Consider the following 25,285-nt stretch of genomic DNA (forward strand, 5'->3'; position numbering starts at 1 on the left):
TGAACTTTTTAAGTATATAAGTTAATTAAATAACAAGTACGATTTAAGTCATACTTGTTATGAAAAGTGTTCTTATTTTTGGTTTAATGTGCTAAAATATAATTAAAAGTAGCACTTAAGTCGTACTTAATGTATAAAGGAGGAATTGTAAATGAGAATTGGAAGAAAAGTAGCGGATTTCGGAAATAGTTTTAATAATTTCATGGTGGATGGTTATTATATTGAACTTGCAACGAATGTAGTTAAAATTTCAAAGAAAAAAGCTGAGGATTTACTTGTTGATCGTATTTCTAGGCCGGAAGATTTACTAGATAGATTATTAATTTCTACTGAAATTGATGGTGAAGAATCTTTCTATTTAGTTGGACAATTAGCTGAAGATAATCAATTAGCAAACTCTCATGTAAATAAGATGCACGATAAAATTAATAGTCCCATCCCTTACATAAGCTTTTTAGGAGCAATTGCATATTATCATGCCCTTAACGCTGAGCAAGAAGATAATGAAGTTGAAATTGAAAACATGAGTATGATGCTTCCAATTTGGCTTTTAAAACGCGAAGAGAAATTTAGCATTGCCCATAAAAAAATGGAAGAAAGATTTATCGGTGAACATAAAGTTAAAGTATTAACACCAGGAATGGAAAGAGAACTAACTATTACAGTTAATTCAGCAAAATGTAGAAATGAATCAGAAGTTGCAAGACATTCTTTAAAATATAAAATGGTTTCAAGAGATCAAAATACCAATGTAATTAGTATTGAAAAGCGATATGAATCCGAGAGATTCGATGACTATGAAGTGGTTTTAACTGATATTGGTGGCGGTTCTACAGATGCTGTGCGATTAGGTAAAGGACTCACTACACCTAAGCACAGAGATTCTTTCCAAGTTATCGACATTGAACCATTCTTAGGATACCTAGAACGCTTTAGAAAAGAAAAATTGATTCAATACTTTAAAGATCTAAGAACATTAGAGAAATTTATTGTTAATAATTATAAAGAGCAAAAGTATGTACTATCGAATGAAAATACTGGTGAAAAATATGATTTCACAACTGAAATTGTAGAAGCACTAAAAGAGTATGCAAGAATTTTAGTTGCTAAAATTCTTGATGTATTCATCCCATCTAGTACGAATACAGTATTGAAATTCATCTATATTGGAGGCGAAGCACCAGTTTTAGAACCATACATCCGTCTCGCTTTATTGAATCATATGTCTGAAACGGCTGCTAAAAACAATCACTTCTTCTTGAACGATATTATTCAAAATAGCGAGAAAGAAGTATTTGCTCCAACTTCACGTACAATTAACCTAGCTGCATTAGAATTAAAAGCAATTGATGAAATGAAGGGGCAGTTAGCTTAGAATAAAGGGACGTGCTGATAATGGCTAAAAATAGAAAAATGGCATTACGTGCTGATAATATGCCTGAAGATGTATATAAGATCCTTAATGAAAAAGCTAATAGTAGGCAATTAACAGCATTTGTTGTTGAACTGGTACAAAATGAAAAACGTTATGAACAACTACTGCAGAAATTAGATACTGTAGAACAGAGATTAAATCTTTTAGATACAGTTGAAAATAAATTGGATCTTCTACTTACTAATGGATTTGTTCCCGCACAGAGACAAGAAGATTTAAAAACAGAGGAGCCCGTACTTCAAGAAGGTAAAATTATTGACGCTAGGGAAGTACTTGGTGGAATTTCTGAAGAAGATAACGAAGAGATTGATTTCTAACTAGTAAAGAAGACCTTTAGGTATAATCCTAAGGTCTTTTTATATTTATGTGACTAAAGTCTGTTGAATTGAACTACCCGCCACTTAACACCCTTATGGGTTGTTTGAAGAGGGGATTCCTACGAACACCAAAGTATCCTTCGGTTATCTTAGTAGGCTACCCCCGTAGTTCCTACGGTTAATACGAAATTCGTACGGTATCACAATCTTGTTTTTAGTTTTTGACACTTGGTTTTCGTGCCACAGGTTTACTCGTTCCTTCTTTTTGCGACTTTCGAATGGTATAGGCGAACGACAGCCACCAGACAAGTTCTATTTACGCAACTAGCACCACACTAGAATTCGCTCAGGAATATTGAACCATGTCGGATACTTAATCTACAACCGATACACTTCGGTATCTTGTGGTTGTAAACCGTATCTGAAGACGATTCATCTCCCACCTACTCACATTGGGCTACGCCCTTCACATTCCTTGAGTTGGAAGTATTCTCGCCTATTTAAGATAAATCGCAATAAATCATTACCCTCTATGATGGTATCCATTTGAAATATATACATATAACATTCCAAAAGGCGCGATCAACGGGCTAAATGAATAAAGTATAAAAATCTTAATTAACTTCCAGATCACCATAATAGGTAAGGCTAAAATAATAAAATGCCCATCCATAAGTGTATTTATCAAGTCATCCCATAAAATTGTTGCAAAAGGAAACAAAAATCCAGCTAATAAAACATATATTGTCAGTACAAATGAACTCGCATGTCCATCAGTGTAATTCATATATAGTAAAAATCCGGATACAGCTATTGAAATAATATATGATTTTACCAAATATTAGGTATTCACACCATGAAACATTTTCTTGATAAATTGTATCATTTTAGAATCTAGCACCTCCTGAATTTCAAATTTATTCCTTATATTAACATATAAAGGTTATTTTGTGATATGTTATTTGCATAATTTTCATAATATTAAATGAAAATTACATCAGTTAAATCACTATACTCCCCCCTATGGATAAACAGATTCAAAGGAGCAAAAACATCGCGTCTTTTTTATAAACACCGTGACTTGATTTAAAAGCGACACAAAATAATTTTCATTTGATTTTATTCCCTCAAACGGTTGAAGTTTTTTCAAGACAGTACAACTTTGTTTCAATTGCAGCTTTGAAATACAGTTTGATTAAAGCCACCTCATTAACCCATAATTTATGATAAATAAAAAATCCATTTTGATCAAAATGGATCCCTTTACACCACATCTAGATGTATTCGCACGTTTACAATATAGGAATTTCCCTATTTCTATAAGTGGATATTTCCCTATAAATATACTTTTTTTGTTATCAGAAATATAGATATAGGAATATTGGGGGATTTTAAAAAAATTACTGGAGTGGTACAAATGGCTCATTCTATTACATATTCCAATTATTAACGCTATGATCTCCTTTACAACATAGATATATCCCTATTTCTATAAATGGATATTTCCCTATATCCCTACTTTTATTATCAAAATATCATCACCAGAACTTCCACCATGGCTTTTTCTTCTCTCTTGCTGCCGCAACTTCTTCATGAGATTCCTTCATTATTTTCTTCGTCTCTTGGATCTCTCTTAATGTTTTCATCAAAGTCTCATCTCGTTCTTCTAATCTTTTTTCAATCCGTTCATTCCGTCGTTTCATACTTTCCTCAATGTGTTTACTTCTTTTCTCAGCTTGTTCGCTTAATCTTTGTTCCATTTCCAAGAGGTTTTGGTTCATTTGTTTCGCCATAACGTTATATTATTGCTGTAGCTGTTGTTGAGTATGATATGAAATTAAATCTGTTTCCTGGGATTCCTCTGTCTTCGTATCAACATTACCTAATTGCTGCGTAATTAACTTCGCTGCTTTTTCAAGCGTCATACTGTCATGCTTACTTAATTAATTTCTCAAGCACCATAACATCATACTTTGTATACTCTCTGCTGCCTCGTTTATCCTTTTTAAATGCTATCACTTATTTCTAATTGCTTATACACATCGCTAGCAGTTTAGATAATTACATCCGTCATAGCGTTGCACCTTCTAAGGGAGAGTTAATATAAAAAGCCAACTCATATGAGTTGACTTTAACTGTTTATCTTATTTAAGTTTATTTTGAATTGGTCTTGAAGAAACCGGAATAGCTCTATATAAGAATACCGCAAGTTGTTCACGCGTTATAGCGCCATTTGGATCGAAATTGTTATCACCTACGCCACTAGTTATACCATTACTAATAAAATTTGTACAACTTCATTTGCCCAGTAACCTTTCATATCTTTAAAAAGGATGGAAGGAATAAAGTACTTAATTTGATAATATTAGCTTTTTTTATAAACAGTTAATCTTTTTTCAAAACGGTTAAACTTTATTTCAAATCTACAGCAGGAAGCATAAATTTGCCGTGAACTAAAAGAAGCATAAGTTGACCAAAACGGCCATCTTATGCTTCTCTTTACAAAAATAACTGGAGTGATGGAAATGGTAGATTCTATTACATGTATCACATTTCACTGTTATAAACTTCTTTACGATATAGAAATATCCCTATTTCTATAAGTGGATATTTCCCTATATCTATGATTTTATTATCAAAATATAGACATAGAGATATAAAGCATTTTTTGAAAAAAATAACTAGAGTGATATAAAAGACAGGTTCTATTACATGTACCACGTATCACTGTTATAATCTTCTTTACAATATAGAAATATCCCTATTTCTATACTTTCGTTATCGAAATATCATCACCAGAACTTCCACCATGGCTTTTTCTTCTCTCTTGCTGCCGCAACTTCTTCATGAAATTCCTTCATTATTTTCTTTGTCTCTTGGATCTCTCTTAATGTTCTCATCAAAGTTTCATCTCGTTCTTCTAATCTTTTTTCAATCCGTTCGTTCCGTCGTTCCATACTTTCCTCAATGCGTTTACTTCTTTTCTCAGCTTGTTCGCTTAATCTTTGCTCCATTTCCAAGAGGTTTTGATTCATTTGTTTCGCCATAACGTTATATTGTTGCTGAAGTTGTTGTTGAATATGGAATGGTATTAAATCAGTGTCCTTGGATTCTTCATCATTAACCAAATCTGGATTGATACTTTCTAACTTCTGCGTAATCATCTTCGCTGCCTTTTCTAACGTCATACCGTCATGTTTGCTAAGTTCGATTAACTTCTCAATCACCATGACGTCATGCTCTGTGTATTCCCTCTTACCTTGCTTATTCTTCTTAATGATGTAGGATTCTCGTTGGAGGACTTCAACGTATTTTCTTAGTGTGCTATCGCTCACTTGCAAGCGACTATAGACGTCTTTTGCGGTATAAATAATTTTCATATCCGACATAACGCTATAACACCTCCTAGAAAAAGTATTCCCTGGCATTCTATAAATTCCTGCAAAGAAAAAAGCCCTGATATTGGGCTTCTTATTCTACATTCATATTTTGTTACATAACTTGAACTACTCACCACTTCAAACAGTCCTTAAGGACGTTAAGTGGTGGATAGTTCAAGTTTACCCGTTTAAAAAGAGGGTAAGTTATCTAAGTTATTTTCTTTAATACCATCAGGTTCACTACGTATAATATCCCTGCCATACTTATGAAATACATCCACATGTGCTAACTTTCCTGATTTTGCTTCATCAAGAGCAGTAATATAATCTAATTCTCTTCCACTACTGGTTTTAAAAGCAATAATATCATCCTCATCATTTTTACGAACTGCAACAATTTGTTCTACTCCTGAATCGATTTCCTCAACAACTTCCAATTGAGCTTGGTCTTCTCCCTGTTGTAAGTAATCATTATAAATTTTTTGAAAGTCTTTTTTATTCATAAAACCCACCTCCAAAAGATTTTATTAGTATGTGCGGAAGCTATTAGTTTTATGTACTATTATGCCCCTTAACAAAATGGATTGGAGACCATGAATAATGAACTGAACTTTGCTAATGCAAAAGATCCTACAGATTGTCTGATTTATAATGAAATAGTCCGAATATCACTACTATAATCTTCTATATAATATAGAAATATCCCTATTTCTATAAGTGGATATTTCCCTATATCCATATTCCCGTTATTAAAATATAGAAGTAGAGATATAAGGAATTGTTTAAAAAAATAACTAGAGTGGTATAAATGACACGTTCTATTGCAAGTACCAAATATCACTGCTAGAACCTTCTTTGTAATATAGAAATATCCCTATTTCTATAAGTTGATATTTCCCTATATCACTACTTTCATTATCAAAATATCATCACCAGAATTTCCACCATGACTTTTTCTTCTCTCTTGCTGCTGCAACTTCTTCATGAGATTCCTTCATTATTCTCTTCGTCTCTTGGATCTCTCTTAATGTTTTCATCAAAGTCTCATCTTGTTCGCTTAATCTTTTTTCCATTTCCAAGAGGCTTTGGTTCATTTGTTTCGTCATAACGTTATATTGTTGCTTTAGCTGTTGTTGAATATAATATGGAATTAAATCTGTTTTCTCAGATTTTTCTTTAACTGTAGAAAAACAAAATTTTTGTTTTGAGAAACAGCCAATTTCTTGACTTGATGGGCATGGGATATAGGGGAAGTTTCTGAAAAATAAATGAAGTGGTATAAATGGCAGATTCTATTGCATGTACCACATATCACTGCTATAATTTTCTTTATAATATAGAAATATCCCTATTTCTATAAATGGATATTTCCCTACATTCCTAATTTCGCTATCAAAAATATAGAAATGGGGATATAGGGAATTTTTAAATAGATAAATGGAGTGGTATAAATGGCTATTACAATTACTGTTGGAAATTACAAAGGGGGCGTTGGTAAAACCACTAATGCTGTATTAAACTCTTATGAATTCGCAAAAAAGGGGAAACGAACTTTACTCGTTGACCTTGATCCGCAGAGTAATGCAACAAAATCTCTAATGTTAACGAAATCTATCCTTAATCCTGACGAAAATGTAACTATTAAAAAAACATTAATGAAAGGCATTCAAGAGGGAAATTTAGATGGATTAGAAGTTGAAATAATGGAAAATTTATATTTAATTCCTTCTTATGTTGATTTTCAAGATTTTGCAAAATTTCTATATAAATCTTGTTCTTCTGAAGCTGAAGAAGATTACTACTTTAAGGGATTACTTGAGAAAATAAAACATAAATATGATTACATATTTATCGATGTTCCACCTATGTCAATTGAAGTCACAAAAAATGCAGTTGTAGCTTCTGATTATGTTCTCATAGCTCTACAAACACAAGAACGTTCTCTTACGGGTGCGGAAAACTATATTAACCAACTAATAAAATTAAAAGAGCAATATGATCTTGATATTGAAGTTGTAGGCATTCTTCCTGTGCTATTAAAAAATAATGGTAAAGTAGATGAATACATTATGGAAAATGCTCGTGAAATTTTTGGTGAAGAAAACCTATTTAAAAATATCGTGCCACAGATGGAACGTATTAAAAGGTTTGATGTTAACGGTATTACTGAAAATGATAGACATGATTTCAATGTAATAGAACTATACGAAAAGATTAGTGATGAATTATTGTCTCGTATCGATATTTTTGAAAACTTGAAGGTTGGTGTATAACATGGCAAAAACTCCTGGATTATTAGGCAGAAAAAAGAGCAATTTTGACCCAATAGATCCTTATATCCCAAACGAGGATTCAGTTGTAACAAAAAGTAGCGAAGATACTCCTGCTTCTCCACCTATAAATGAACAAAAACAAGTGAATCAGCAGGCGAAAAAGAAGGAGCAGACACCGGAGAAAAAGAAATTTAAAAACCAACAGGGAAGTATTAAAATTTCTAGTCAATCTAAGGAAGAACTCGAAGCACTAATGAAACTCACTAATACAAAATTTGCTCATAAAATAATAGATTTACTTATACATCATTACGTAGAAAATGAATTAACTTCTGAACAGAAAAGGAAATTTAAATTATTAACAGAGATTTAGAAATATAGAAATATCCCTATTTTCAAATAGGGATATTTCTATATTTTGTAGTTAAAAAAGTTTCATCACCAGAACTTACACCACGACTTTTTACGCCAGCCCTATAACTACAGCCTCCTGCACCATGATGAGCCAATGAAAATACATATAAAAGTTGAAATGCAGTGGAATCTAAGATACGAATACGCTTAAAAATAGAAGTATATGAAAAAGAAAACAACCTAGATGAAAATAATTTTTGGTTCAGAGTTTTTGCTACACTTTGGCTTAGCCATACGCATAAAGCTACTAAATCTTTTGCTTGATACTTACTTGAAATCAATGGTTCAGGCATTATCCGTTAGTTCTATGATTCTATTACATGTACCACATATCACTGCTATAATCTTCTTTACAATATAGAAATATCCCTATTTCTATAAGTTGATATTTCTATATATCCCTATTTTTTTTCAGAAATAGCGAAGATACTTCTACTTCTCCACCTAAAAATGAACAAAAAACAAGTGAATCAGAAGGTGAAAAAGAAGGAGCAAACACCAGAAAAAAAAATTTAAAAATCAACAGGGAAGTATTAAAATTTCTAGTCAATCTAAGGAAGAACTCGAAGCACTAATGAAACCCACTAATACGAAATTTGCTCATGAAATAATTAATTCACTTATAAATCGTTATGTAGAAAATGAATTAACTCCTGAACAGCAAAAGAAATTTAAATTATTAACAGAGATTCAGAAATATAGAAATATCCCTATTATCCTAACTGTTTTATATCCAGTTACTTTATTGCTCAAGAAACTTATGAAGTCAAACATGCAGAAAACAATTCTCTCAAATACTCAACTTCTCCTTTTTATTAAAACGCATTTATCGTTTTAACCAAAAATTCAGCTTGGACAGATTGGTTAGAGTATTCACTTGCAAATCTTACTTTATAATTTGCCTCCGAAAAAGGCATATCATATCAAGGTTATATATAAAATGTAAATATTTGGATGTTTTTTAGTGACTTTTTTGAAACAATAATAATAAAATTTTCTATTATTAGAACCAAGTGGGAGGTTTTATCATGCCATTAAGTAATGGTTATGGTGTAGTCATTGGAAGCGTCAAGAACCACTATATTGAACCACCAGATAAAGAAGGGAGATGGCCTCATTATCATATTTTTGTTGATTCTTCCGTAGGAATTTATGAGTGTGTTGTGAATCTCAAATCGCGAACAAAAATAGAGTATAAACATATTAATAATCTTAACAAAAGTCTGTTTGCGAATATCATTTCCAAGCCTGATGGTTTTTACCGTTTAGTTTCAAATTCAGAGTCAGGAGCAATGGATGTTATACGTCATAAAGGTGTGCTTGTCCCATACAATTGGGAACCGGAAAATGGTAATAATGTAATTGAGATAATGAAATCTTGTTTAGAGAGTGTAAAAAGGGTTTATGTTTTCGGGGAACCGTACACAATAGGACTTGGGATACATAACGTACATATGAATCAAGGTGATCCAATAGATAGTAGTTTTTCTAATGAAAATGGAATTTGGCAAGATGGTGCAGTTATGTTTGAGTATGATAGTTATCCACCAACTTTTTCCATACTTCTAACAAAGTTTCAAACGCAGTCATTACATACAGATGAAACTGGCCGTCCTTTAGAGTATTCAAACGGAATATAGTTAGAATCGGTGTGTTATATTGTTAAAAGTTTTCTAATGAAAAGAGCTTTGGCAATGGTATATGTTGGCTTCAATTATAACGTACAAGATAGTTCTAGCACACAAGGGACAATAACATTCCATCTATTTGTTAGAAGATATTAATGGAGAAACAGTACCTATTAGCACAGCTGCTTTTTGGGGAACTGGCGAGGAAATCTATTCACAAGAAGAGTTTGATGAAATGATTGATGATGGAGGCTTTCTCTTAGAAAGACAAGCAATGGACATAGAAACTGCTATTAATGAATGGCAAGAGGATGCCGAAATGTCAGATGTACAAATTAACCTGCTAAAGTCCGTCTTCCAACGCAAGATAGACAATCCTTCTGAAGTCATTGTTTTAACGGCGGAGGAAATTCAAATGATTGAATCTGAAGATGAAGAGGAATTATTAAACTAACAAATCCAACAATTATTATAAAAAGAGTCCTATTCTAGGACTCTTTTTATAATAATTTTAACTTACATTTTATCGAGGATTATTTGTCTTTTATACCATTGGTTTAATTTGTCTCTCGCAGTTCCAGAGAGACGCTTTGTTTTTTTATTATAGAATCTTGAAAGAGTGGGCTGTGATATGCCTATTTCTGCTGAAAGTTCTCGCATAGTTATGTTCTTTCTCCTATGCATAAATTCTATTCTATCCCTAATTAACTGTTCGTTCCCATTCATATCTAAGGGCTTTTCTTCAATTTTTACTGGTTGACCTTCCTCATGCATTACATCGATAGTCTTCTTCTTTGCTAAATTTTCCATTGAATGAATTAATTCTTTAGGTGGCAGTATTACTATTCCTAACTGTGAATAATAATTTTTAAACCAATTCTTCTTCGTCAATTGTTCCTCATCTAACCCTTTATCATATCCCCAATGGGAAATTACACCTTCTTTTTCTAAATCAATCAAAACATTTTCTAATTGATCACGAATACGGTTAGGCTTTTGCTTTTGGTTTATGCCCATTACTGCTAATAACCCTTTATCTCCCCCTATAGAATAGGGCCTTTTTAAGTTAGAAAACATTTGACGAATTCTCCACTGCCATGTCAAATAACGAATTAATCTTTTATGATACTTGTGTCTATAGCTATTATATTCAAGGGCCTTTTTTGATAATAGTGCCGTAGTGCTATTAGATCCATATAGATAACTGGATAAGAAACTTCCCGGTTTAATTCGGCACGACTCTATACCCATGTATTCATTTGTATTTTTATCTCTCCAAAGAACTACAGAATCTAATACAAATAACCTTTTAATTACTTCACGCTTTACTTCATAATGTTTACCTGTTTCAGCGCGATCATTTAGTACGACTACTTCATTCTCATCATTTAAGTATATAAAAATACTTGCTAGAGCTGCTATACGTTTAGCTACCTTAATCTTATCTTCCACTCTATAATATTCAACACCATTTGCTTTTGCTTTTGAAATACTGCACATTTCTAAAACTTGTTCATATGAAAAATCAATAAATTCATCAGGTGTGTTTGCTTCATTTAGCCATTGAATTGTGATGGTATCTAATACGTCCGCTGTTAAATCATCCATATTACTCATTACACCATCTACTAATGTATTCCATCTTGCGGCTTCTTCAATATTCGTTAACCTTAGGTCTTCATCCTTATGAGATGAAAGCTGTGCTACTCCATTACTATCTTTCGTTTCAATGGGATATGATTTTAATTTTGTATTTTCATCTTCCTCAAATTGATTCTTTGCTATCCCATCTCTTAACTTATAATAAACGGCGGAATTATTTACTTCTAAATAATTTTCATGCGCTATATTCGCATCAGGTTCAATCACTTGTGTATGTGTCTTAGTATTAACTGTTTCATCATTACGAAACTCTTGGGCTATAAAGACATCAATTGTCTCATGAATTGTTACTTTGTAAGTATCTATATTTTTAAATATATCTAAAGCTGAAATACCTTTTCTTTGTTGCTGTTTCACCCACTGTACCAGCATTGAAAATGATGGAGAAAGGTATGCTGAAGTTACAATTTTACTATTATCTGCTTCAACGTCTACATAGTAAGAATTCCATTTATGCCACAATTGCTCGTTCTGTTTATAAAGTGGTTCTGTTATTGATAATGCATCTCTAAACAACTGTAGAACGTCTTCCATATATATTTTGCTCCTTACATAAGTTTAATAAATGTTTTCTAAACGTGAAAATGCTTAGCTATATGATGGCCCTTTCTAAATAACAAGAAAGATAATTAGAATATTCTATTTGAAATTTTCTACGTTACCCCCATATAAAATCCTAGTATTCATACCTAAGGTCATCCCTTTTAATGATTATACAAGACCAATTCCATTTGTAAAATCCAAATACGACTTAATTCAAAGGCATGCTTAGTATCCTAACTTGTTCATATATCCTTCTTCTATAGTATTATTTTTCATAAACATGAAAATCTGTAGCTATATTATTGCCCACTCAACTGCACAAAAATTTTATAAAAGAAGGCCAACGCTTACTATAAAAGATTTCCTTTTGTAATTACAATATGGAACATGAAAATTTATAGCTATATGATGTCTCTTTGGAATGATGTAAATGTTCTATTAATCCTTTGATATCATACACCCACTACCTTTTGTTCGTATTTTTAACTATTTATATAATACGAAAATCTGTAGCGGTATAATAGCCCTTTTTTTATAAAAAGATGAAAAGGTCTTAGTTATATGATATCCCTTTTAAAATTTGAAATTTCGAGATTGAATCCTTTAATACCAACGATTAAAGACTATTCTATGAATAATTTCATAATTAAAAACATGAAAATTTATAGCTATATGATGTCCCTTTTGAATGATGTAAATTTTCTATAAACCCTTTGATATCATACATTCACTGCCTTTTGTTCGCATTTTCGACTTTTTATATAATATGAAAATCTGTAGCGGTATGATGGCCCTTTTTTTATACAAAGATGAAAAGAACTTAGCTATATGATGGCCCTTTTAAAATTTGAAATTTTGAGTTCAAACTCTTTAACACCAACGTCTAAAGGCCATTTTATGAATAATTTCATATCTAAAAACATGAAAACTTATAGCTACATGATGTCCCTTTCGTATTTATAAAAGAACTTCACAAACATTGTTGTATCAATGTTTGTGAGGTTCTTTCTAATAATTTATCGATTTTCTAGAAAGATGAAAATATGTAGCGGTATGATGGCCATAAAAAAAATTTGGTAAATCTTCAAACCCCTTGGTACACAAGGGATTAATGTACATTTCATCTTTTCATTTTTCCTCTTAAAGGGGCATATTTCATCAAATTTCGATTTGATATAATCATAATTGGTATATTTTATAGTGTTTTGGCATATATTTCTCGATTTATGTGTAGGAGGTGAAAAAGATGGGACAATCATTTATTATTCGTAATCAACGTAGTCTAAATGGACAAGATACAAATGCAGTTCTAGTAACATTAAAATCTTGGCAGAAACTTGTTGAGGCTTTTGAAGAGAAATACTACAGCTATAAAGATACATACCTTGAGGATATTCTGGATCATATGACATATGAAGAACGTATTGCTGATGTAGACGGCTTTGTGGCTCAAGCGAAACCATCTTTTTCACGTCGTACCCTATCTGCTATTTCAGAAACAATGGGACGAAAACATAAATTATATGGCATTACAAATGCAGATTTAGAAGTCTTCTTATATCTACACAAGAAATGTTACACGAATGGGGTTATTCCAAATGTAACAGTACATATGATGTGGGAAGATTACAAGCTGTATAAAGAGGAATTTGCTTATATACAGCATTCTCAATTCTATATTGCATTAAAGAAATTAAGTTTACATAACATTATTACAATAGAAAATGAATTAGATGGCCGCTATACCATTAAGCTAACTCATTTTATGAATGAAGAAACTGAAAAGGCAAATACATATGTGTATATTAGCCCAGTCGTATTTACCAAAGCTTTCTTTGAGCTTTCAGTTGCGGCTAAGAAACTATTCTTGGACATTGCTATGCAACAGCACAGCGAGACGACTCTTAAACGCTCCTTAGACAAACAGGATGAAAGAGGAAATACAACTCATTTTGGCGGAATGTACCGCTTTTTACATAAAAAGTACCCGCATCAAATCCGTGCGGTTATGACAGAATTAACAACTGCATTCCCATGTACAGGGACTCCCCTTTTTGTAATTTGCAAATTACAAAAAGGGGTTAAAAATAAAAAAAGATATACAACGTTATATCTATCCTTACATACAGATTTCTTATGCACAAAAGAAGCTGGAGAAGTACAATATCGCGATCCATTTACTCCAAAGGTTACATATGCACGGAAAGCTCGTTTTATTGAATCTGTGCTACAAGAACTGAATATAGGTGAGTTTGCACAAGACATGAATAAATTTATTCATGTACTTAAGTATACTTGTCATCGACAAATTCGAAGTGTCATTCGCAGCTTACGTGACATGATAGATCGTAATGAAGAATATCCAAGTAAGTTAGTGTATACACTGAAAAAACTATTGAATCAAACATCCCAATATCAAATTCTTGATACAGCAGCAAAAGAAGGGATTTACCCTCTTATTGGACAACATGTTCCAAAAGAACAAAAAGAGCAAGCTATATTTGATTTTGGATTGCATTTCTCTGTGTACTCTCTACGAAACATCAAAAAATTGTTCCGTAAGACATATGAGTTACTAAAATCCAAATTTGCTGTACCTGTTACAGAAGAATCGTATCACCGTAACTATCTAAAGTATCAAGAAGAAACTTTGTTTAGAAAGTACGCCTATGAACAAGGTGCAAATCTAAATGCTTATATGGCTTTAGAAATAGAAATACGTGAACTTCTAAAAACAAGAGGACATAAAGAGCGCTTTATTCCAAGTGATGTTCGCGAATTGTTCATTGAAAAGATAGATCGACTACCTAAAGAAACACTTCGCGTTATTGAAGTACCGGATGAGTTCAATTTGATTACGTTTATGCGTGCCTTTGAACAATTAATCCGCGCCGGTATTCCAGTAACAACAGCCGAACAGGTACTTGAGGTAATGGAAAAAAATTAACGATACTCCGCTCTCTATTTTTGAAAAAATTAAAAGTAGAGGGCTATTCGTGTTGGTTCCATTCTATATAAGCCTTTAACTAATTTCTCCTCATAGACACCTTTACTTGACTCTATTCATAATAGAGTCTTTTTTTATACATTTCTATACAAAACTGTACTTCAATTTATTAATTTTCCACGTCTATATTTAAATAAACACGTTATATTTATCTAAAATGCATACAAATACCTACAAAAAATCATAAGAAAAACATTAAATTTCGTGGGTATGTAGATAAATAAAACCCGATGTGAATAATATTATATAATGATTATTGAAATAAAGGGATTTTGGCACTTCACCTATCAAAAATCATCAATATATATGTGAGTAATGTGACAAATTCTAATTATGTTGATTAGTTAGCCTATATTGTGAATGTTTTGTGAGTAAATATTTTAAAATTGTGGACATACAGTGGATGAATTGAAGATTTAGCACTTGAATAAATATATTTAACAATGCATCAATTTGTTTCATTTTTTATGTAGAAATATATGATTTCATTTATGATTATTTGTAGGTTTTATACCTTACTAATGGCTATTTTTGTGTTGTTAGATTTTGCTGTTTATGATTTTTTACGCTATAGTATGCTCAAATTCCTTGTTACAGTAAGGATAAGAGCATATTTACTAGACCTATATAAGTTTTATCTTTATATTTTAAATATATATAAGATATATATTTATATTAGATTTTATTAATTAGTAAAAACATGATAAAAAATAGACTCCATTATCTAACCAAAATTTTTATGTTAACTTATAATAAAGGGGTAAAATTTAAGAGAATAGTAGAATTGATGATTTGCTAAGTATAGCTGATGAGGATGATATTAAGAAGAAATGCCTTAAACCATGTATTACTGCTTACATAGCACATCCCAAAGTAGCATCTCTAGCTGAAAGGGATGTTTGGTTAGGGAATGATGAGACTCATTATGTAAGGAAATGGGAAGATAAAGATGTACAAGACCTAAAGCTCCTTATTAAGCTAACAGTTAGTTACATTGATATGGAGTTACTTACAGAACAAATTGAGTTAGAGATGAGAGGAGGGTTTAATTGCTCTGTCTCTCTTTTATTTTGGTTAAAAGTTATCTACATCATAATAAATACTTTGGATAGGGCTACTGTAAAGGAGGATATGTAGATAGATGCTTTTAGATATTGGAATTATGGATATAGAACAGTCTAATGATTTTTTGGGAAGTCTATGGGCAGAGCTTGAAAATGAATTTGGGAAATATCAGTGTAGTTATTATGCACCTAGAAAAGACAAAGAAGAAAAAAATTCATTTTGGCATCATGGACATAGGTATTACATCTCTAAATGTTGGTATTACATACAAGCACAATGGCTCAATTGTTAATCTGTTCTTTGAAGATGTGGACAATAGACAAGAATTAGAGGCAAACTCTCCTTTAGGTCAAAGACTTAGACAAGCTGTGAGAAAAGCAAGAAAAAACAAAGGGGCTTATGAAAAATTTTTTGTTAAGATAGGTATTAAGTCTCATTATTCTCTATCAAGTTATAAAGGTGAGAATTTCACAACAGAGGTATCAGCAGATGGATTTACTGATATTACTTTCCCAATATATGCTCATGGTAAAAGTCAAGTGAATAGTAAGTTTTTTCCTAAGTTAAAGCAGATAATGGACTTTTTATCAGTAGAAACAAATGCCCCTTTTGAGAGAGATTATAAATATGATACAGGCCAAAAACTTGCAGAAATATCACCTAATGAAGTGTATCAAGTACCAGTCTCTATAAATGATTCCTTTACATATCAGCCATTTGTTAGGAATGGATATATCGTCATTTCAGAGATAGGTCAAAGGTTTGTGGACTATATAGCTAACACTGATAAATTAGATAAGGATTTAGCTTTATTCTTAAAGGCTTGTTCCCACTACCATACTGCAAGAAAGTATGATGACCAATTGACTGAAATAGCAACAACCTTATACCTGTCTGCTTTAGAGGTTACTACCTTAATTGGGTTTCAGGAGGAGAAATGTAAAGAGTGTAGTCAGCCTAAATATCAGATTTCTAAAAGGGTAAGGGGCTCAACTGAAAAATACCTGAATGCAGATGTAGCAAAGGATTTTATTGAGTATTATGATAAAAGGTCAAAATATCTGCATAGAGGAGAGATGCTATCTGAGGATAGTCTTTCTTCACACTCATTCCCAATGCTTGATAAAGATAGTGAACATGGCTGTAAAATGGGGGCACATATAAATTTAATGGATATTAGGGAATATACAGGTTACATACTAAGGGAATTTTATAGGGAATATTTTGTAAAGAAATGTTAGGGCGAGTATTATAAATAATTACAGATGGGAAGCAGATGTATTAGAGCATCTAACTCCTCTTTTAGGCACTCTTTAAGGGTGTCTTCTTTTTTATGTAGGGGGACTTTTCACCAACTGTAACTGTATATCCATTGGATAGGGCAGGAGCACTGACACTCCTGCAATCAGAATTGAAAATCATTACCGTATAGAGCAGAAGAAAACAATGTTAATCTTAAAAGATCATATTCAAGTTGAATTTTTACACCAGCCTTATGGCTACAACCTCCTGCACCAGGATAAGCCGATGAAAATACATCTGGAAATTGAAATGCAGTGGAATCTAAGATACGAATACGCTTAAAAATAGAAGTATATGAGGAAGAAAGCAACCTAGATGAAGATAATTTTTGGTTCAGAAGTTTAGCTAATACTTGTTGTAGAAACTGCACGGCTGCAGCATTAAATCGTTGATTTGGTCCCTCAGGGCTGATGAGTACTTTTGTTGATGCTTCTAAACAGTTACATAACTAAGTTACAGACGTCGTAGCGACATTTTGGTTCATCCATACACATAAAGTAACTAACTCCTGTGCTTGATATTTACTCTTTCGCTGAACGAATCCTTTTTCTTTGTGTTGATTTGGAATAAAGTTCAATTATAATCGTGCTACAAAAGGCAATAACACTCGCCCACCTAGTTTCGTCATTCTTGGGATTTGTAAGAAAAAGAATTGCCCCCATTAACCATAGTAAAATGACCAGTGCTATCATGTTTTCATCCTTCTATTCGTTTTCGAATAAAATTAATAGTGTCAGTTGCGATTTTTTTTCGTTTAAGAACAATTCCAGCATGTCCGCAATTATAAATATATCGCATAGGTCTCTCCCAAGATTCCCACAAATAGTCCGTATCCTCAGAATGCACGTACAGATCGTGTTTACCTGAAATTAATAAAATATTTTCTTTTTTAATCTTTGGTACTGTTTGACTAGGTTCAGTGATTTTCCAATAATTTATTAAATCATCATAAGTTACGCCATGATGTTCCAGATCTTTTCTGATAAACTTACCGGGATTAGTATTCCATATTGAGTAGGAAAGTCGGTTGGCATAAAATATGGATGCTAATACGTCAATTTTGGGTTCAACAAGAGCTGTTAGATTAGTAATAAATCCACCTAAACTAATGCCTATTAGAATTATTCGCCCACTTCTATTTGCTTTAATCCAATGAATCAGTGCTCGCAAATCAACTACCGCCTGTCTAGAAGCTTGAACAGTTCGTTCGATATTAGCACTCACCATATATTCTCCACTATACAAGGAACTCTCTGGCTCTCTGTCAAAGTGGTAAGGCATTGTAAAATAGTACATATTCCATCCTAAATCCATCATTTTCTTTTTAAATATGTTTTTAATCCTATCTGTAGAATCCATTCGCCAACCATGAACCAAGATGACATGAGGTGCATCGTCATTGTTATTTAAGAAGACTTCTCCTGTTACAGCATTATTCCGTGGATCGCCAGATTGAACTGAACTTTGATACTTGAATTGTCCAATCAAATATTCTTTATCCTTTGAATATTTGATGTCGAAATGAACATCAACTGGTTTTACTTTATAAAAGGAATATATGTCCTTCAAATTTAGTGAAGTGTTAGAAAGAGAAGAATACTGAAATTCTTTACTTCGCTTTTTATGTAAATCATATAGGGCGTATCGGTCGATGAGTTTTGAAATAATCAAATTAGCATCCTCCAAACTACATAAAGTTCAAATTATGGGTAAAATGCAAGTTTTATTCATATCAAGTATAATCAACCTACCTGTGAATATCGAATAAAATTATTACCATAATTTCTGGTTTGGAATTATGTTTCTCAATATTATTTAGAGTTAAAAGGAAATTTCAGGATGGTACAATTGTTATTATTAATGTAGAAGAACGCACATTTTGCAACAAAGGGATATATATTTGAAAACACAGCAAATACGAATCTGTGGGGATTATATGGATAATACTTTGTTCCAAGAACTCTGTAAATGTGGAGTAGATTCTGAACATCTTATTAAAACAGATCAAGAGAAACCAATATCTTCAGAGGAACTTGAAAGATATTATGATTATGTAAAAGAGGAAGAACAAAAAAAGTTAGTGGATGTTACAAAAATTAAAGGTTTAACGGATACTAGATTGAATGTGAACTGTACATGGTGGGAACATTTCAATGGAGAAGCTGAAGTACTGGCTCATAATCGTATAGAAACCTTATTTGAACGTTTGAAGGAAAAAGGGTTACTACGATTTATCTTTTCATTTGAGGAGTCTAGATATTGTGTACCACTTGCATATTTTGATAAAGAAGATATTTATTTTGCTTATGGAGATGGGAATCATAGAACAGTATTTGCGAAGATTGTTAATGCACCGTATATATTTGCTAAAGTGTCATATTACAAGTACAATCCGGTATCTGAAAGAAATTATATACAATATAAAAAATGGTTTCAGGATTTGTGTAGTAGTGTGGAGAAATTAGGATTTAGAATAGAACAAGGTTGGATAAAGTATAAGGATGTCTCAATTATAGATATCGATATCTATATGCCATCTAATTTTAATTTATCTGATAAAGATATGAACTTTATACATGAGAAATTTAAAAATCTTCAAAAGGAATTAACTTTCATTGAAGAGAAGGTTCGGTTATTACGTTTTTTTAGTTTAAAATGGAAAATTAGGATTTGTACGTTATTTAGTCACTGGGGTGATGATTTTAATAAGATGATTCTTTATGGTGCGCTTGCTTCTTTATTGGAAGAAGGTTATACAATCTAAGAGGATAACAGCCATTTTTGTATTGTTGTATATGTGTCCAGATTGCAAATCTTCTGCTTAATGGTATAATATAAGTACAAACAGAAACATATTTTCAATCTATATTCCATATAATAATAAGAGAGCGACATGCTCCAACATGCGCTCTCTCGAGATAACTGCTACCGTCAAGGTGGTGGCTATCATAATTTATTTTTTCTTACAAAATCCACCCTTTTTACGCTTCCGACGGCGAGATGATAGGGTGGATTTCTTGTGTTCTAAAATGTTTTTCTTAAAGAGATGTGCGAACGTTTCACGAGCGACACCCTTCATAATTTCCTTTAGAAATTCAAGAAGTACTTCCATGGCTTGTCACCCCCTTTCTTTCTAAAATAGAAAGAAGGAGTGATAGCGTCCACCCTAACTTTTGCAATTACCTTTCACCATTATAGCATAGTTCCGGATAGTTAGAGATTATTGTCAAACTCCAGCAAAAATTGTAATCATTTAAGGTTGAACTACTCCCACTTACTTTGTTGAAGTGTGAGTCTTCTGTCAGGAAACGATAAAAAATACTATATTTTATACAAAACTTTGAACAATGTATCGTGCAATTCCTTTTTTATATTTTCTTCTGATGTGGTATTCATGCCATCTACAAATTTATTGATTACACTGAAATTATAAGCTAATTTAAAAAGAAATACATCTAAATCTAAAAGTAATCCCTTCATATGAACAAATGGAGGTAAAACATACGCTAAAATTTGATGATGCCCTTTTTTATAAGCTTGAGCAATTCGATGGTTTCCGTCGATAATAATTCCTCTATAATTATTATTTGCAACAGGATGTTGAGCTATTATAATTGGTTCATTATTTTCCCTTTCTACATCAATGGTATTTAAATTTACTCCATTATCTTGTGCTTCAGATATTAAATTATCTACAATGAGTGTATTTGGAATGATTTCATTTTCTTGAATGGTTTCTTGTAATTTTGAAATATCCCAAGTCAAGTAGTAATAACCCAATTCTCGTTTTGCTCCAAAGAAGAATTGTTTTGTAAAGCATTGATTACTCATTCTAAAAAGCATGTCTTCAATAGAATATGTTTTCAAAGTTTCTTCAAAAAAACTCCCAAAACTCCACAATTTCTTTTTGTGCTCTCTAATAACCTTTTGAATTTTAGGATAATCAGATACTTTCTTTGATGTTTGATTAAAAAACCTATCTAAATCACAGTAAATAAACTCTTGAAAATTAGTGGTTGTATCAAATATATTGAACACTCCATTTCATAAGTAATACACCAATTTTATCGAAAAATTCTAAATAATACATATTGTTTCTGTCATCATTTTTTTATAGTACAAATTCAAAAAAGTGAATCACCATCATATGTATTTAGTGCATCTAGAAAATTATATGGATGGTGATGACATGAACCAATATCAGATGTTATATAGCACTCCGTACCTTTATTCTTCAAAAACGCTCAAACAAATGTACAAAGAAACCAAAAAAGAAGAGAATATTTGTGCGATACAAGAGCATATGCAACGACACGAAGTATATTTAGATCGACAGTATCGAGGGTACTATTATTTAAGTCAAAAAATCGAAGAAGATTTGTACGGTGATGAACATGCATTGTCTTGGAATGAGTTGTTAGATGATTATCAGTTATACAGAGATCGTCAAGGGAATCTTTCCATTAAACCAAAAGGATGGGATTAACATGACAATCATTGGAGAGCTAGGAATTGTTTATGGTGTGACCGGGGCTTCAGTTTTAGGAATTAAGTTACTAAAAAAGAAAGGTCTTTACCTTCCAGATTGGTTGCTACGTGCGGGTCTCAAATGCTTGTTGATTGGGAGTGTTTGGTATGTGCTAATGGATATACTAGATGTGTTTCTACGTTAGTATTACATCTGGTAGTTGAAAATAATTGTAATAGTGCGCCTTAATCTGTTTTTTCTAACCTTCCATACAGGCTCAACTACCTAAAGGAGGTATGGAGGATATGATGTCACTTTTATTAATTCCAGCAACCTTTATAGCAGTAGCTTACTTTTATCAAAGTAAAGGAATGAGTGATAAGAAAAAAATTGCAACGTTTTTTGAAATTGCAAAGATATGTGTTCAACATAAAGGTGAATTACAATACCCTATTTTTATAAAAGAAATAGAAGATGACATAAGTATGAATTATGTTTACAAGTTACCGCTCGGCGTACCTAGTCAACTTATCAAAAAGTTAGCTGAAGTATTAGAAGAAGGACTATATAAACCTGTTAAAATATCGTTTCATCAAAGAGAGCTTCATATTCGAGTATTTAAGCAACGAATACCTGAAATGTGGAATTGGTCTAAGGATCTGTTAAAAGAGCACACATGGAGAGTTATGATGGGGAAAGCATTAGATAAACACGTATATCATGATTTCGAGAAAACACCGCATATGTGTGTAAGTGGAATGACTCGTTTTGGAAAGACAGTATTCTTAAAAAATGTGATGACTAGTTTAATTTTGCAACAATCTCAACACGTGAATTTTTTTATTATCGATCTGAAGGAAGGGCTAGAATTTAGTCCTTACAAAGGGCTATCCCAAGTAGTAGAAGTAGCTGAAAACCCGGAACAGGCGTTAGAGATGTTGGTGAGAGTACGTGAAAAAATGGTAAAACAGATTGAGATGATGAAAATGTCCTATTTTACCAATGTTATAGACACATCAATTAGAGAACGTTGCTTCATCATTGTAGACGAAGGAGCGAATCTTTGTCCGACACAAGGTTTACCTAAAAAACAACGGGATTTATTATTTATGTGCCAGGAGATGTTATCTGAAATCGCAAGAATCGGAGGTGGTTTAGGATTTCGGCTTATATTTTGTACCCAATATCCAACCTCTGACACATTGCCAAGGCAAATCAAACAAAATGCTGATGCAAAGTTAGGTTTTCGATTACCAACAGCGGTTGCTTCACAAGTTGCTTTGGATGAACCAGGTCTTGAGGATCTGCCTTCCCTTCCAGGAAGAGCATTATTCAAAACCGATCGTACAGAAGAAATCCAGGTACCATATTTAAAGGATACAGATATGTGGAAGTTACTGAAGCGATACAAGGTGGTGAAACAAAGTGAGGCATCAAACTCTCAAACAGAAAGCGAGACAAATCGAGATTTTATCCACTTTGAGTAAGTTAGATTTTGCAACTAGGAGGCAATTACAAGCCATCCACTGTCTAGGTAGTATTCGAAATGCAAATCGTGTATTAAAGGATCTGACTTCATATTGTCACATCACAAAAATAGCTCGTGAACATGTATATTATTTAAATAAAAAAGGACGTGACTTATTAGGAATCACAAGGACAGTAAAGAAAAATAGTCAATTACAGCACATTTTAATGAGAAACGAAGCCTGGATGTGGCTAGGATTTCCCGAATGGAAAACAGAACAAACGATAGAATTTTCAACCGGTGGTCAGCGATATCAAATCATTCCTGATGCAACCTATTTTGAAAATAAAGTCCCTCACTTTGTTGAGATAGATCGCATGCAACATATGAAAGCAAACGAACACAAAATACAGTTATATGGCCATATAACAGATATCTATAAAAGACAGAATGCTATTGTTCCAGTGATTGTTTTTGTCACATTATCAGACTATCGACAATCAAAGTTAGAGCAATATGCTGTAAAACAAAACGTATTTCTAAGAACTTTTATAATGCACGATATGTTTTAACTACATCCAAAAGTCATCATGGTGGATTTCTTTATGAGTCATTCTCTTCAATGCTTTAATAATCTTTTGTCCATTTTTAAAAGAGGGATAAAAAGTATTTGCTCGACACAACTTACTAATTGTTCCTTCACTTACACCAGATTTTTGAGCTAAATCTACTTGTTTGATATTATGATTGTCTAAAAACTTACCTAAGTTAGATCTAGGTTTCTTAAACCAAGACATGTGTTCCACCTCAATTGTTAGATTTTATTAAGAGCATGTCCAATTCTTTAGTTTTCTAAACTTTAGATAAGTGAATAATTTTGTTGGTCACAGCATATAGTTTAAAAGAGAATAAGATAAAAAAATATGTAATAATTTTGAGGAATCTAGCATTCATAGTAATAGCTACAAGTTGCTTATACACTAGCCTAATGGCAACTTGTTGCAACGAGTATTCCTATAAAATAAAAAGCTTAAATCCATTGATACACAAGGGTTTAAGCTTTTCCTGTTTTATGAAGTTATCAAAAATAGTTTAATAAAATAAGAAACTAAAATTCGTTCGGCGGTCGATTTTTGAAGAATTATATATAATTTCACATACCATAATGTAAAAGTTATGTGTATGAAAGGAGCAACAGTAACGGGGTTGATACAAAGGGATTAGATGAGAGCGGTAATGAAATTCAATAAGAAATTACAAAATACAAACTGTATGGTAACAACTTTCCGTTATCAATTGGATCCACTTTTTACATTAAACTTATGTGGGGTATGTGTAGCAATGGAACCAAATCACGCAATAAGCATTAGCGGACATTAGAAATGCTAAAAATGCCATTTTTTCATGTAAGGGCTAACGCCACATCATTATCAAGCTAACAAAATAAAATACCCCCTAAAATGAAAAAATACGCTATTCTTTCTGTAGAATCATAGGAAAGGATGGCGTTTTTGTATGTCTATTTCTGTATCTGATGAATTACAACTATTTGCTCAAGAAATTCGAAGCTTTTTATCCCCTAATATCTTACGAAATCTTGCTAGAGATGTTGGCTTTGTGCAACGAACAAGTAAGTACCAAACCAAAGATTTAGTCGCTTTATGTGTATGGATGAGTTAAAATGTTGCTACGACTTCTTTAGCTCAGCTATCTAGCTGTTTAGAAGCATCAACAGAAGTGCTCATCAGTCCTGAGGGACTGAATCAACGATTTAATAAAGCGGCCGTCCAATTTTTACAACATATATTAGCTGAACTACTAAACCAAAAATTGGCCTCATCTATACCGATTTCTTTTCCATATACTTCTGTTTTCAAGCGTATTCGTATGTTAGATTCAACTGCATTTCAACTCCTAGATCCCTTTTCATGGTTCTGTTGGTTCTGGTGCAAAAAATTCAAGGCTCTTGCAAGTAATCTCCTAAACTTGGACATACTGATAGTATGAATCTAAAAAAGGTGTGATCAGTATGGAAAAGGAAAATTTGTTTAAATGGAAGCATTATCAGCCTGAACTAATCTTATTAACGGTAAGGTGGTACCTACGGTACAATTTAAGCTTCCGTAACCTGGTGGAAATGATGGAGGAAAGAGGATTATCAATGGCTCACACCACCATTATGCGTTGGGTTCATCAATATGGACCTCAATTAGAAGAGAAAGTACGACATCATCTTAAATTAATAAATGATTCGTGGAGAGTCGATGAAACTTATATTAAAGTGAAAGGTCAATGGATGTACTTATATCGTGCAGTTGATTCA

At 32.4% G+C, this 25,285-nt stretch carries 25 protein-coding genes and 6 pseudogenes; 18 read left to right on the plus strand and 13 right to left on the minus strand.

Features of this window, described 5'->3' with window-relative positions; genetic code table 11:
- Positions 1-151 precede the first annotated feature (151 nt).
- A complete protein-coding gene (locus tag Y7E_RS0105480; RefSeq protein ID WP_017150285.1) occupies positions 152-1,375 on the plus strand; it encodes a ParM/StbA family protein in 1,224 nt (407 codons plus the stop codon).
- 20 nt (positions 1,376-1,395) lie between these two features.
- Positions 1,396-1,752 (plus strand): hypothetical protein, encoded by a 357-nt coding sequence (locus tag Y7E_RS0105485; RefSeq protein ID WP_017150286.1) that lies wholly within the window; start codon positions 1,396-1,398, stop codon positions 1,750-1,752.
- Between the two features lie 523 nt (positions 1,753-2,275).
- Here Y7E_RS0105485 and Y7E_RS34200 read toward each other — a convergent pair.
- The 6 genes and pseudogenes from Y7E_RS34200 to Y7E_RS31405 all read right to left on the minus strand — a co-directional run.
- Positions 2,276-2,539 (minus strand): hypothetical protein, encoded by a 264-nt coding sequence (locus Y7E_RS34200; protein WP_237741347.1) that lies wholly within the window; start codon positions 2,537-2,539, stop codon positions 2,276-2,278.
- 751 nt (positions 2,540-3,290) lie between these two features.
- Positions 3,291-3,793, minus strand: a pseudogene (locus Y7E_RS29145) (DUF3967 domain-containing protein).
- 103 nt (positions 3,794-3,896) lie between these two features.
- On the minus strand, positions 3,897-4,034 hold the full coding sequence (locus Y7E_RS34990; RefSeq protein ID WP_422666709.1) for an S-layer homology domain-containing protein: 138 nt from the start codon (positions 4,032-4,034) through the stop codon (positions 3,897-3,899).
- 510 nt (positions 4,035-4,544) lie between these two features.
- The gene (locus tag Y7E_RS0105500; protein WP_017150290.1) at positions 4,545-5,141 is read right to left on the minus strand and encodes a DUF3967 domain-containing protein; all 597 of its coding nucleotides are present in this window, start codon (positions 5,139-5,141) and stop codon (positions 4,545-4,547) included.
- Positions 5,142-5,320: 179 nt separating this feature from the next.
- A complete protein-coding gene (locus tag Y7E_RS0105505; protein ID WP_017150291.1) occupies positions 5,321-5,635 on the minus strand; it encodes a DUF3892 domain-containing protein in 315 nt (104 codons plus the stop codon).
- A 426-nt stretch (positions 5,636-6,061) separates the two neighbouring features.
- A pseudogene (locus Y7E_RS31405) lies at positions 6,062-6,313 on the minus strand (DUF3967 domain-containing protein); the annotation flags it as partial.
- Positions 6,314-6,583: 270 nt separating this feature from the next.
- On the opposite strand from Y7E_RS31405, the gene Y7E_RS0105515 reads away from it, so the two are divergent.
- Together Y7E_RS0105515 and Y7E_RS0105520 are read left to right on the plus strand one after the other, a co-directional pair.
- Positions 6,584-7,405: a ParA family protein gene (locus Y7E_RS0105515; RefSeq protein WP_017150293.1), complete on the plus strand. Its 822-nt coding sequence runs from the start codon at positions 6,584-6,586 to the stop codon at positions 7,403-7,405.
- 1 nt (position 7,406) lies between these two features.
- Positions 7,407-7,778 carry a hypothetical protein gene (locus tag Y7E_RS0105520; protein ID WP_017150294.1) on the plus strand — a complete coding sequence of 124 codons (372 nt, stop codon included), beginning with the start codon at positions 7,407-7,409 and terminating at the stop codon, positions 7,776-7,778.
- 88 nt (positions 7,779-7,866) lie between these two features.
- Here Y7E_RS0105520 and Y7E_RS0105525 read toward each other — a convergent pair.
- A pseudogene (locus Y7E_RS0105525) lies at positions 7,867-8,094 on the minus strand (IS4 family transposase); the annotation flags it as partial.
- 138 nt (positions 8,095-8,232) lie between these two features.
- On the opposite strand from Y7E_RS0105525, the pseudogene Y7E_RS34860 reads away from it, so the two are divergent.
- From Y7E_RS34860 to Y7E_RS0105540, 3 genes and pseudogenes are all read left to right on the plus strand, one after another.
- A pseudogene (locus Y7E_RS34860) lies at positions 8,233-8,510 on the plus strand (hypothetical protein); the annotation flags it as partial.
- A gap of 337 nt (positions 8,511-8,847) precedes the next feature.
- A complete protein-coding gene (locus tag Y7E_RS0105535) occupies positions 8,848-9,459 on the plus strand; it encodes a DUF2278 family protein (protein WP_017150297.1) in 612 nt (203 codons plus the stop codon).
- 127 nt (positions 9,460-9,586) lie between these two features.
- On the plus strand, positions 9,587-9,901 hold the full coding sequence (locus Y7E_RS0105540) for a hypothetical protein (RefSeq protein WP_017150298.1): 315 nt from the start codon (positions 9,587-9,589) through the stop codon (positions 9,899-9,901).
- Positions 9,902-9,963: 62 nt separating this feature from the next.
- Here the strand turns inward: Y7E_RS0105540 and Y7E_RS0105545 are convergent, their stop codons facing one another.
- On the minus strand, positions 9,964-11,643 hold the full coding sequence (locus Y7E_RS0105545) for a helix-turn-helix domain-containing protein (protein WP_017150299.1): 1,680 nt from the start codon (positions 11,641-11,643) through the stop codon (positions 9,964-9,966).
- Between the two features lie 1,255 nt (positions 11,644-12,898).
- Here Y7E_RS0105545 and Y7E_RS0105550 point away from each other — a divergent pair.
- From Y7E_RS0105550 to Y7E_RS29160, 3 genes are all read left to right on the plus strand, one after another.
- Positions 12,899-14,599, plus strand: a complete 1,701-nt coding sequence (locus tag Y7E_RS0105550) for a hypothetical protein (RefSeq protein ID WP_017150300.1) — start codon at positions 12,899-12,901, stop codon at positions 14,597-14,599.
- Positions 14,600-15,451: 852 nt separating this feature from the next.
- The gene (locus tag Y7E_RS0105555) at positions 15,452-15,796 is read left to right on the plus strand and encodes a hypothetical protein (RefSeq protein WP_017150301.1); all 345 of its coding nucleotides are present in this window, start codon (positions 15,452-15,454) and stop codon (positions 15,794-15,796) included.
- Between the two features lie 80 nt (positions 15,797-15,876).
- Positions 15,877-16,965, plus strand: a complete 1,089-nt coding sequence (locus Y7E_RS29160; protein WP_390881330.1) for a hypothetical protein — start codon at positions 15,877-15,879, stop codon at positions 16,963-16,965.
- 215 nt (positions 16,966-17,180) lie between these two features.
- On the opposite strand, the pseudogene Y7E_RS32570 reads toward Y7E_RS29160, so the two are convergent.
- Both Y7E_RS32570 and Y7E_RS0105575 read right to left on the minus strand, forming a co-directional pair.
- A pseudogene (locus Y7E_RS32570) lies at positions 17,181-17,573 on the minus strand (transposase); the annotation flags it as partial.
- Positions 17,574-17,722: 149 nt separating this feature from the next.
- A complete protein-coding gene (locus Y7E_RS0105575) occupies positions 17,723-18,697 on the minus strand; it encodes an alpha/beta hydrolase (RefSeq protein ID WP_017150305.1) in 975 nt (324 codons plus the stop codon).
- Positions 18,698-18,962: 265 nt separating this feature from the next.
- Here Y7E_RS0105575 and Y7E_RS0105580 point away from each other — a divergent pair, with 265 nt between their 5' ends.
- Entirely contained in the window at positions 18,963-19,790 is an 828-nt protein-coding gene (locus Y7E_RS0105580) for a hypothetical protein (protein ID WP_026049101.1), read from the plus strand.
- Between the two features lie 189 nt (positions 19,791-19,979).
- Here the strand turns inward: Y7E_RS0105580 and Y7E_RS33550 are convergent, their stop codons facing one another.
- Together Y7E_RS33550 and Y7E_RS0105590 are read right to left on the minus strand one after the other, a co-directional pair.
- Positions 19,980-20,138 (minus strand): hypothetical protein, encoded by a 159-nt coding sequence (locus Y7E_RS33550; RefSeq protein ID WP_017150307.1) that lies wholly within the window; start codon positions 20,136-20,138, stop codon positions 19,980-19,982.
- Positions 20,139-20,347: 209 nt separating this feature from the next.
- Positions 20,348-21,064 (minus strand): hypothetical protein, encoded by a 717-nt coding sequence (locus Y7E_RS0105590; protein ID WP_017150308.1) that lies wholly within the window; start codon positions 21,062-21,064, stop codon positions 20,348-20,350.
- Positions 21,065-21,215: 151 nt separating this feature from the next.
- On the opposite strand from Y7E_RS0105590, the gene Y7E_RS0105595 reads away from it, so the two are divergent.
- The 4 genes from Y7E_RS0105595 to Y7E_RS0105610 all read left to right on the plus strand — a co-directional run bounded on the left by Y7E_RS0105595 (position 21,216) and on the right by Y7E_RS0105610 (position 23,534).
- Positions 21,216-21,512: a hypothetical protein gene (locus Y7E_RS0105595; protein ID WP_026049102.1), complete on the plus strand. Its 297-nt coding sequence runs from the start codon at positions 21,216-21,218 to the stop codon at positions 21,510-21,512.
- Between the two features lies 1 nt (position 21,513).
- Positions 21,514-21,699 (plus strand): hypothetical protein, encoded by a 186-nt coding sequence (locus Y7E_RS0105600; RefSeq protein WP_017150310.1) that lies wholly within the window; start codon positions 21,514-21,516, stop codon positions 21,697-21,699.
- Positions 21,700-21,799: 100 nt separating this feature from the next.
- Positions 21,800-22,981 (plus strand): FtsK/SpoIIIE domain-containing protein, encoded by a 1,182-nt coding sequence (locus Y7E_RS0105605; protein ID WP_017150311.1) that lies wholly within the window; start codon positions 21,800-21,802, stop codon positions 22,979-22,981.
- Complete coding sequence (locus Y7E_RS0105610; RefSeq protein WP_017150312.1) at positions 22,920-23,534, plus strand: replication-relaxation family protein; 615 nt, start codon at positions 22,920-22,922, stop codon at positions 23,532-23,534. The genes Y7E_RS0105605 and Y7E_RS0105610 overlap by 62 nt, the downstream gene beginning before the upstream one ends.
- Here Y7E_RS0105610 and Y7E_RS0105615 read toward each other — a convergent pair whose 3' ends face one another.
- Positions 23,535-23,759: a helix-turn-helix domain-containing protein gene (locus Y7E_RS0105615; RefSeq protein WP_016113529.1), complete on the minus strand. Its 225-nt coding sequence runs from the start codon at positions 23,757-23,759 to the stop codon at positions 23,535-23,537.
- A gap of 427 nt (positions 23,760-24,186) precedes the next feature.
- Between Y7E_RS0105615 and Y7E_RS34210 the strand changes: the two genes are divergently transcribed.
- The 3 genes and pseudogenes from Y7E_RS34210 to Y7E_RS0105630 all read left to right on the plus strand — a co-directional run.
- On the plus strand, positions 24,187-24,342 hold the full coding sequence (locus Y7E_RS34210; protein ID WP_017150313.1) for a hypothetical protein: 156 nt from the start codon (positions 24,187-24,189) through the stop codon (positions 24,340-24,342).
- A gap of 135 nt (positions 24,343-24,477) precedes the next feature.
- Positions 24,478-24,891: pseudogene (locus Y7E_RS31415) on the plus strand (transposase); the annotation flags it as partial.
- A gap of 100 nt (positions 24,892-24,991) precedes the next feature.
- A partial coding sequence (locus tag Y7E_RS0105630; RefSeq protein ID WP_017150315.1) for an IS6 family transposase occupies positions 24,992-25,285 on the plus strand: 294 nt, incomplete at its 3' end.

The sequence above is a fragment of the Bacillus bingmayongensis genome, assembly GCF_000299035.1.
Classification (GTDB): Bacteria; Bacillota; Bacilli; order Bacillales; family Bacillaceae_G; genus Bacillus_A; species Bacillus_A bingmayongensis.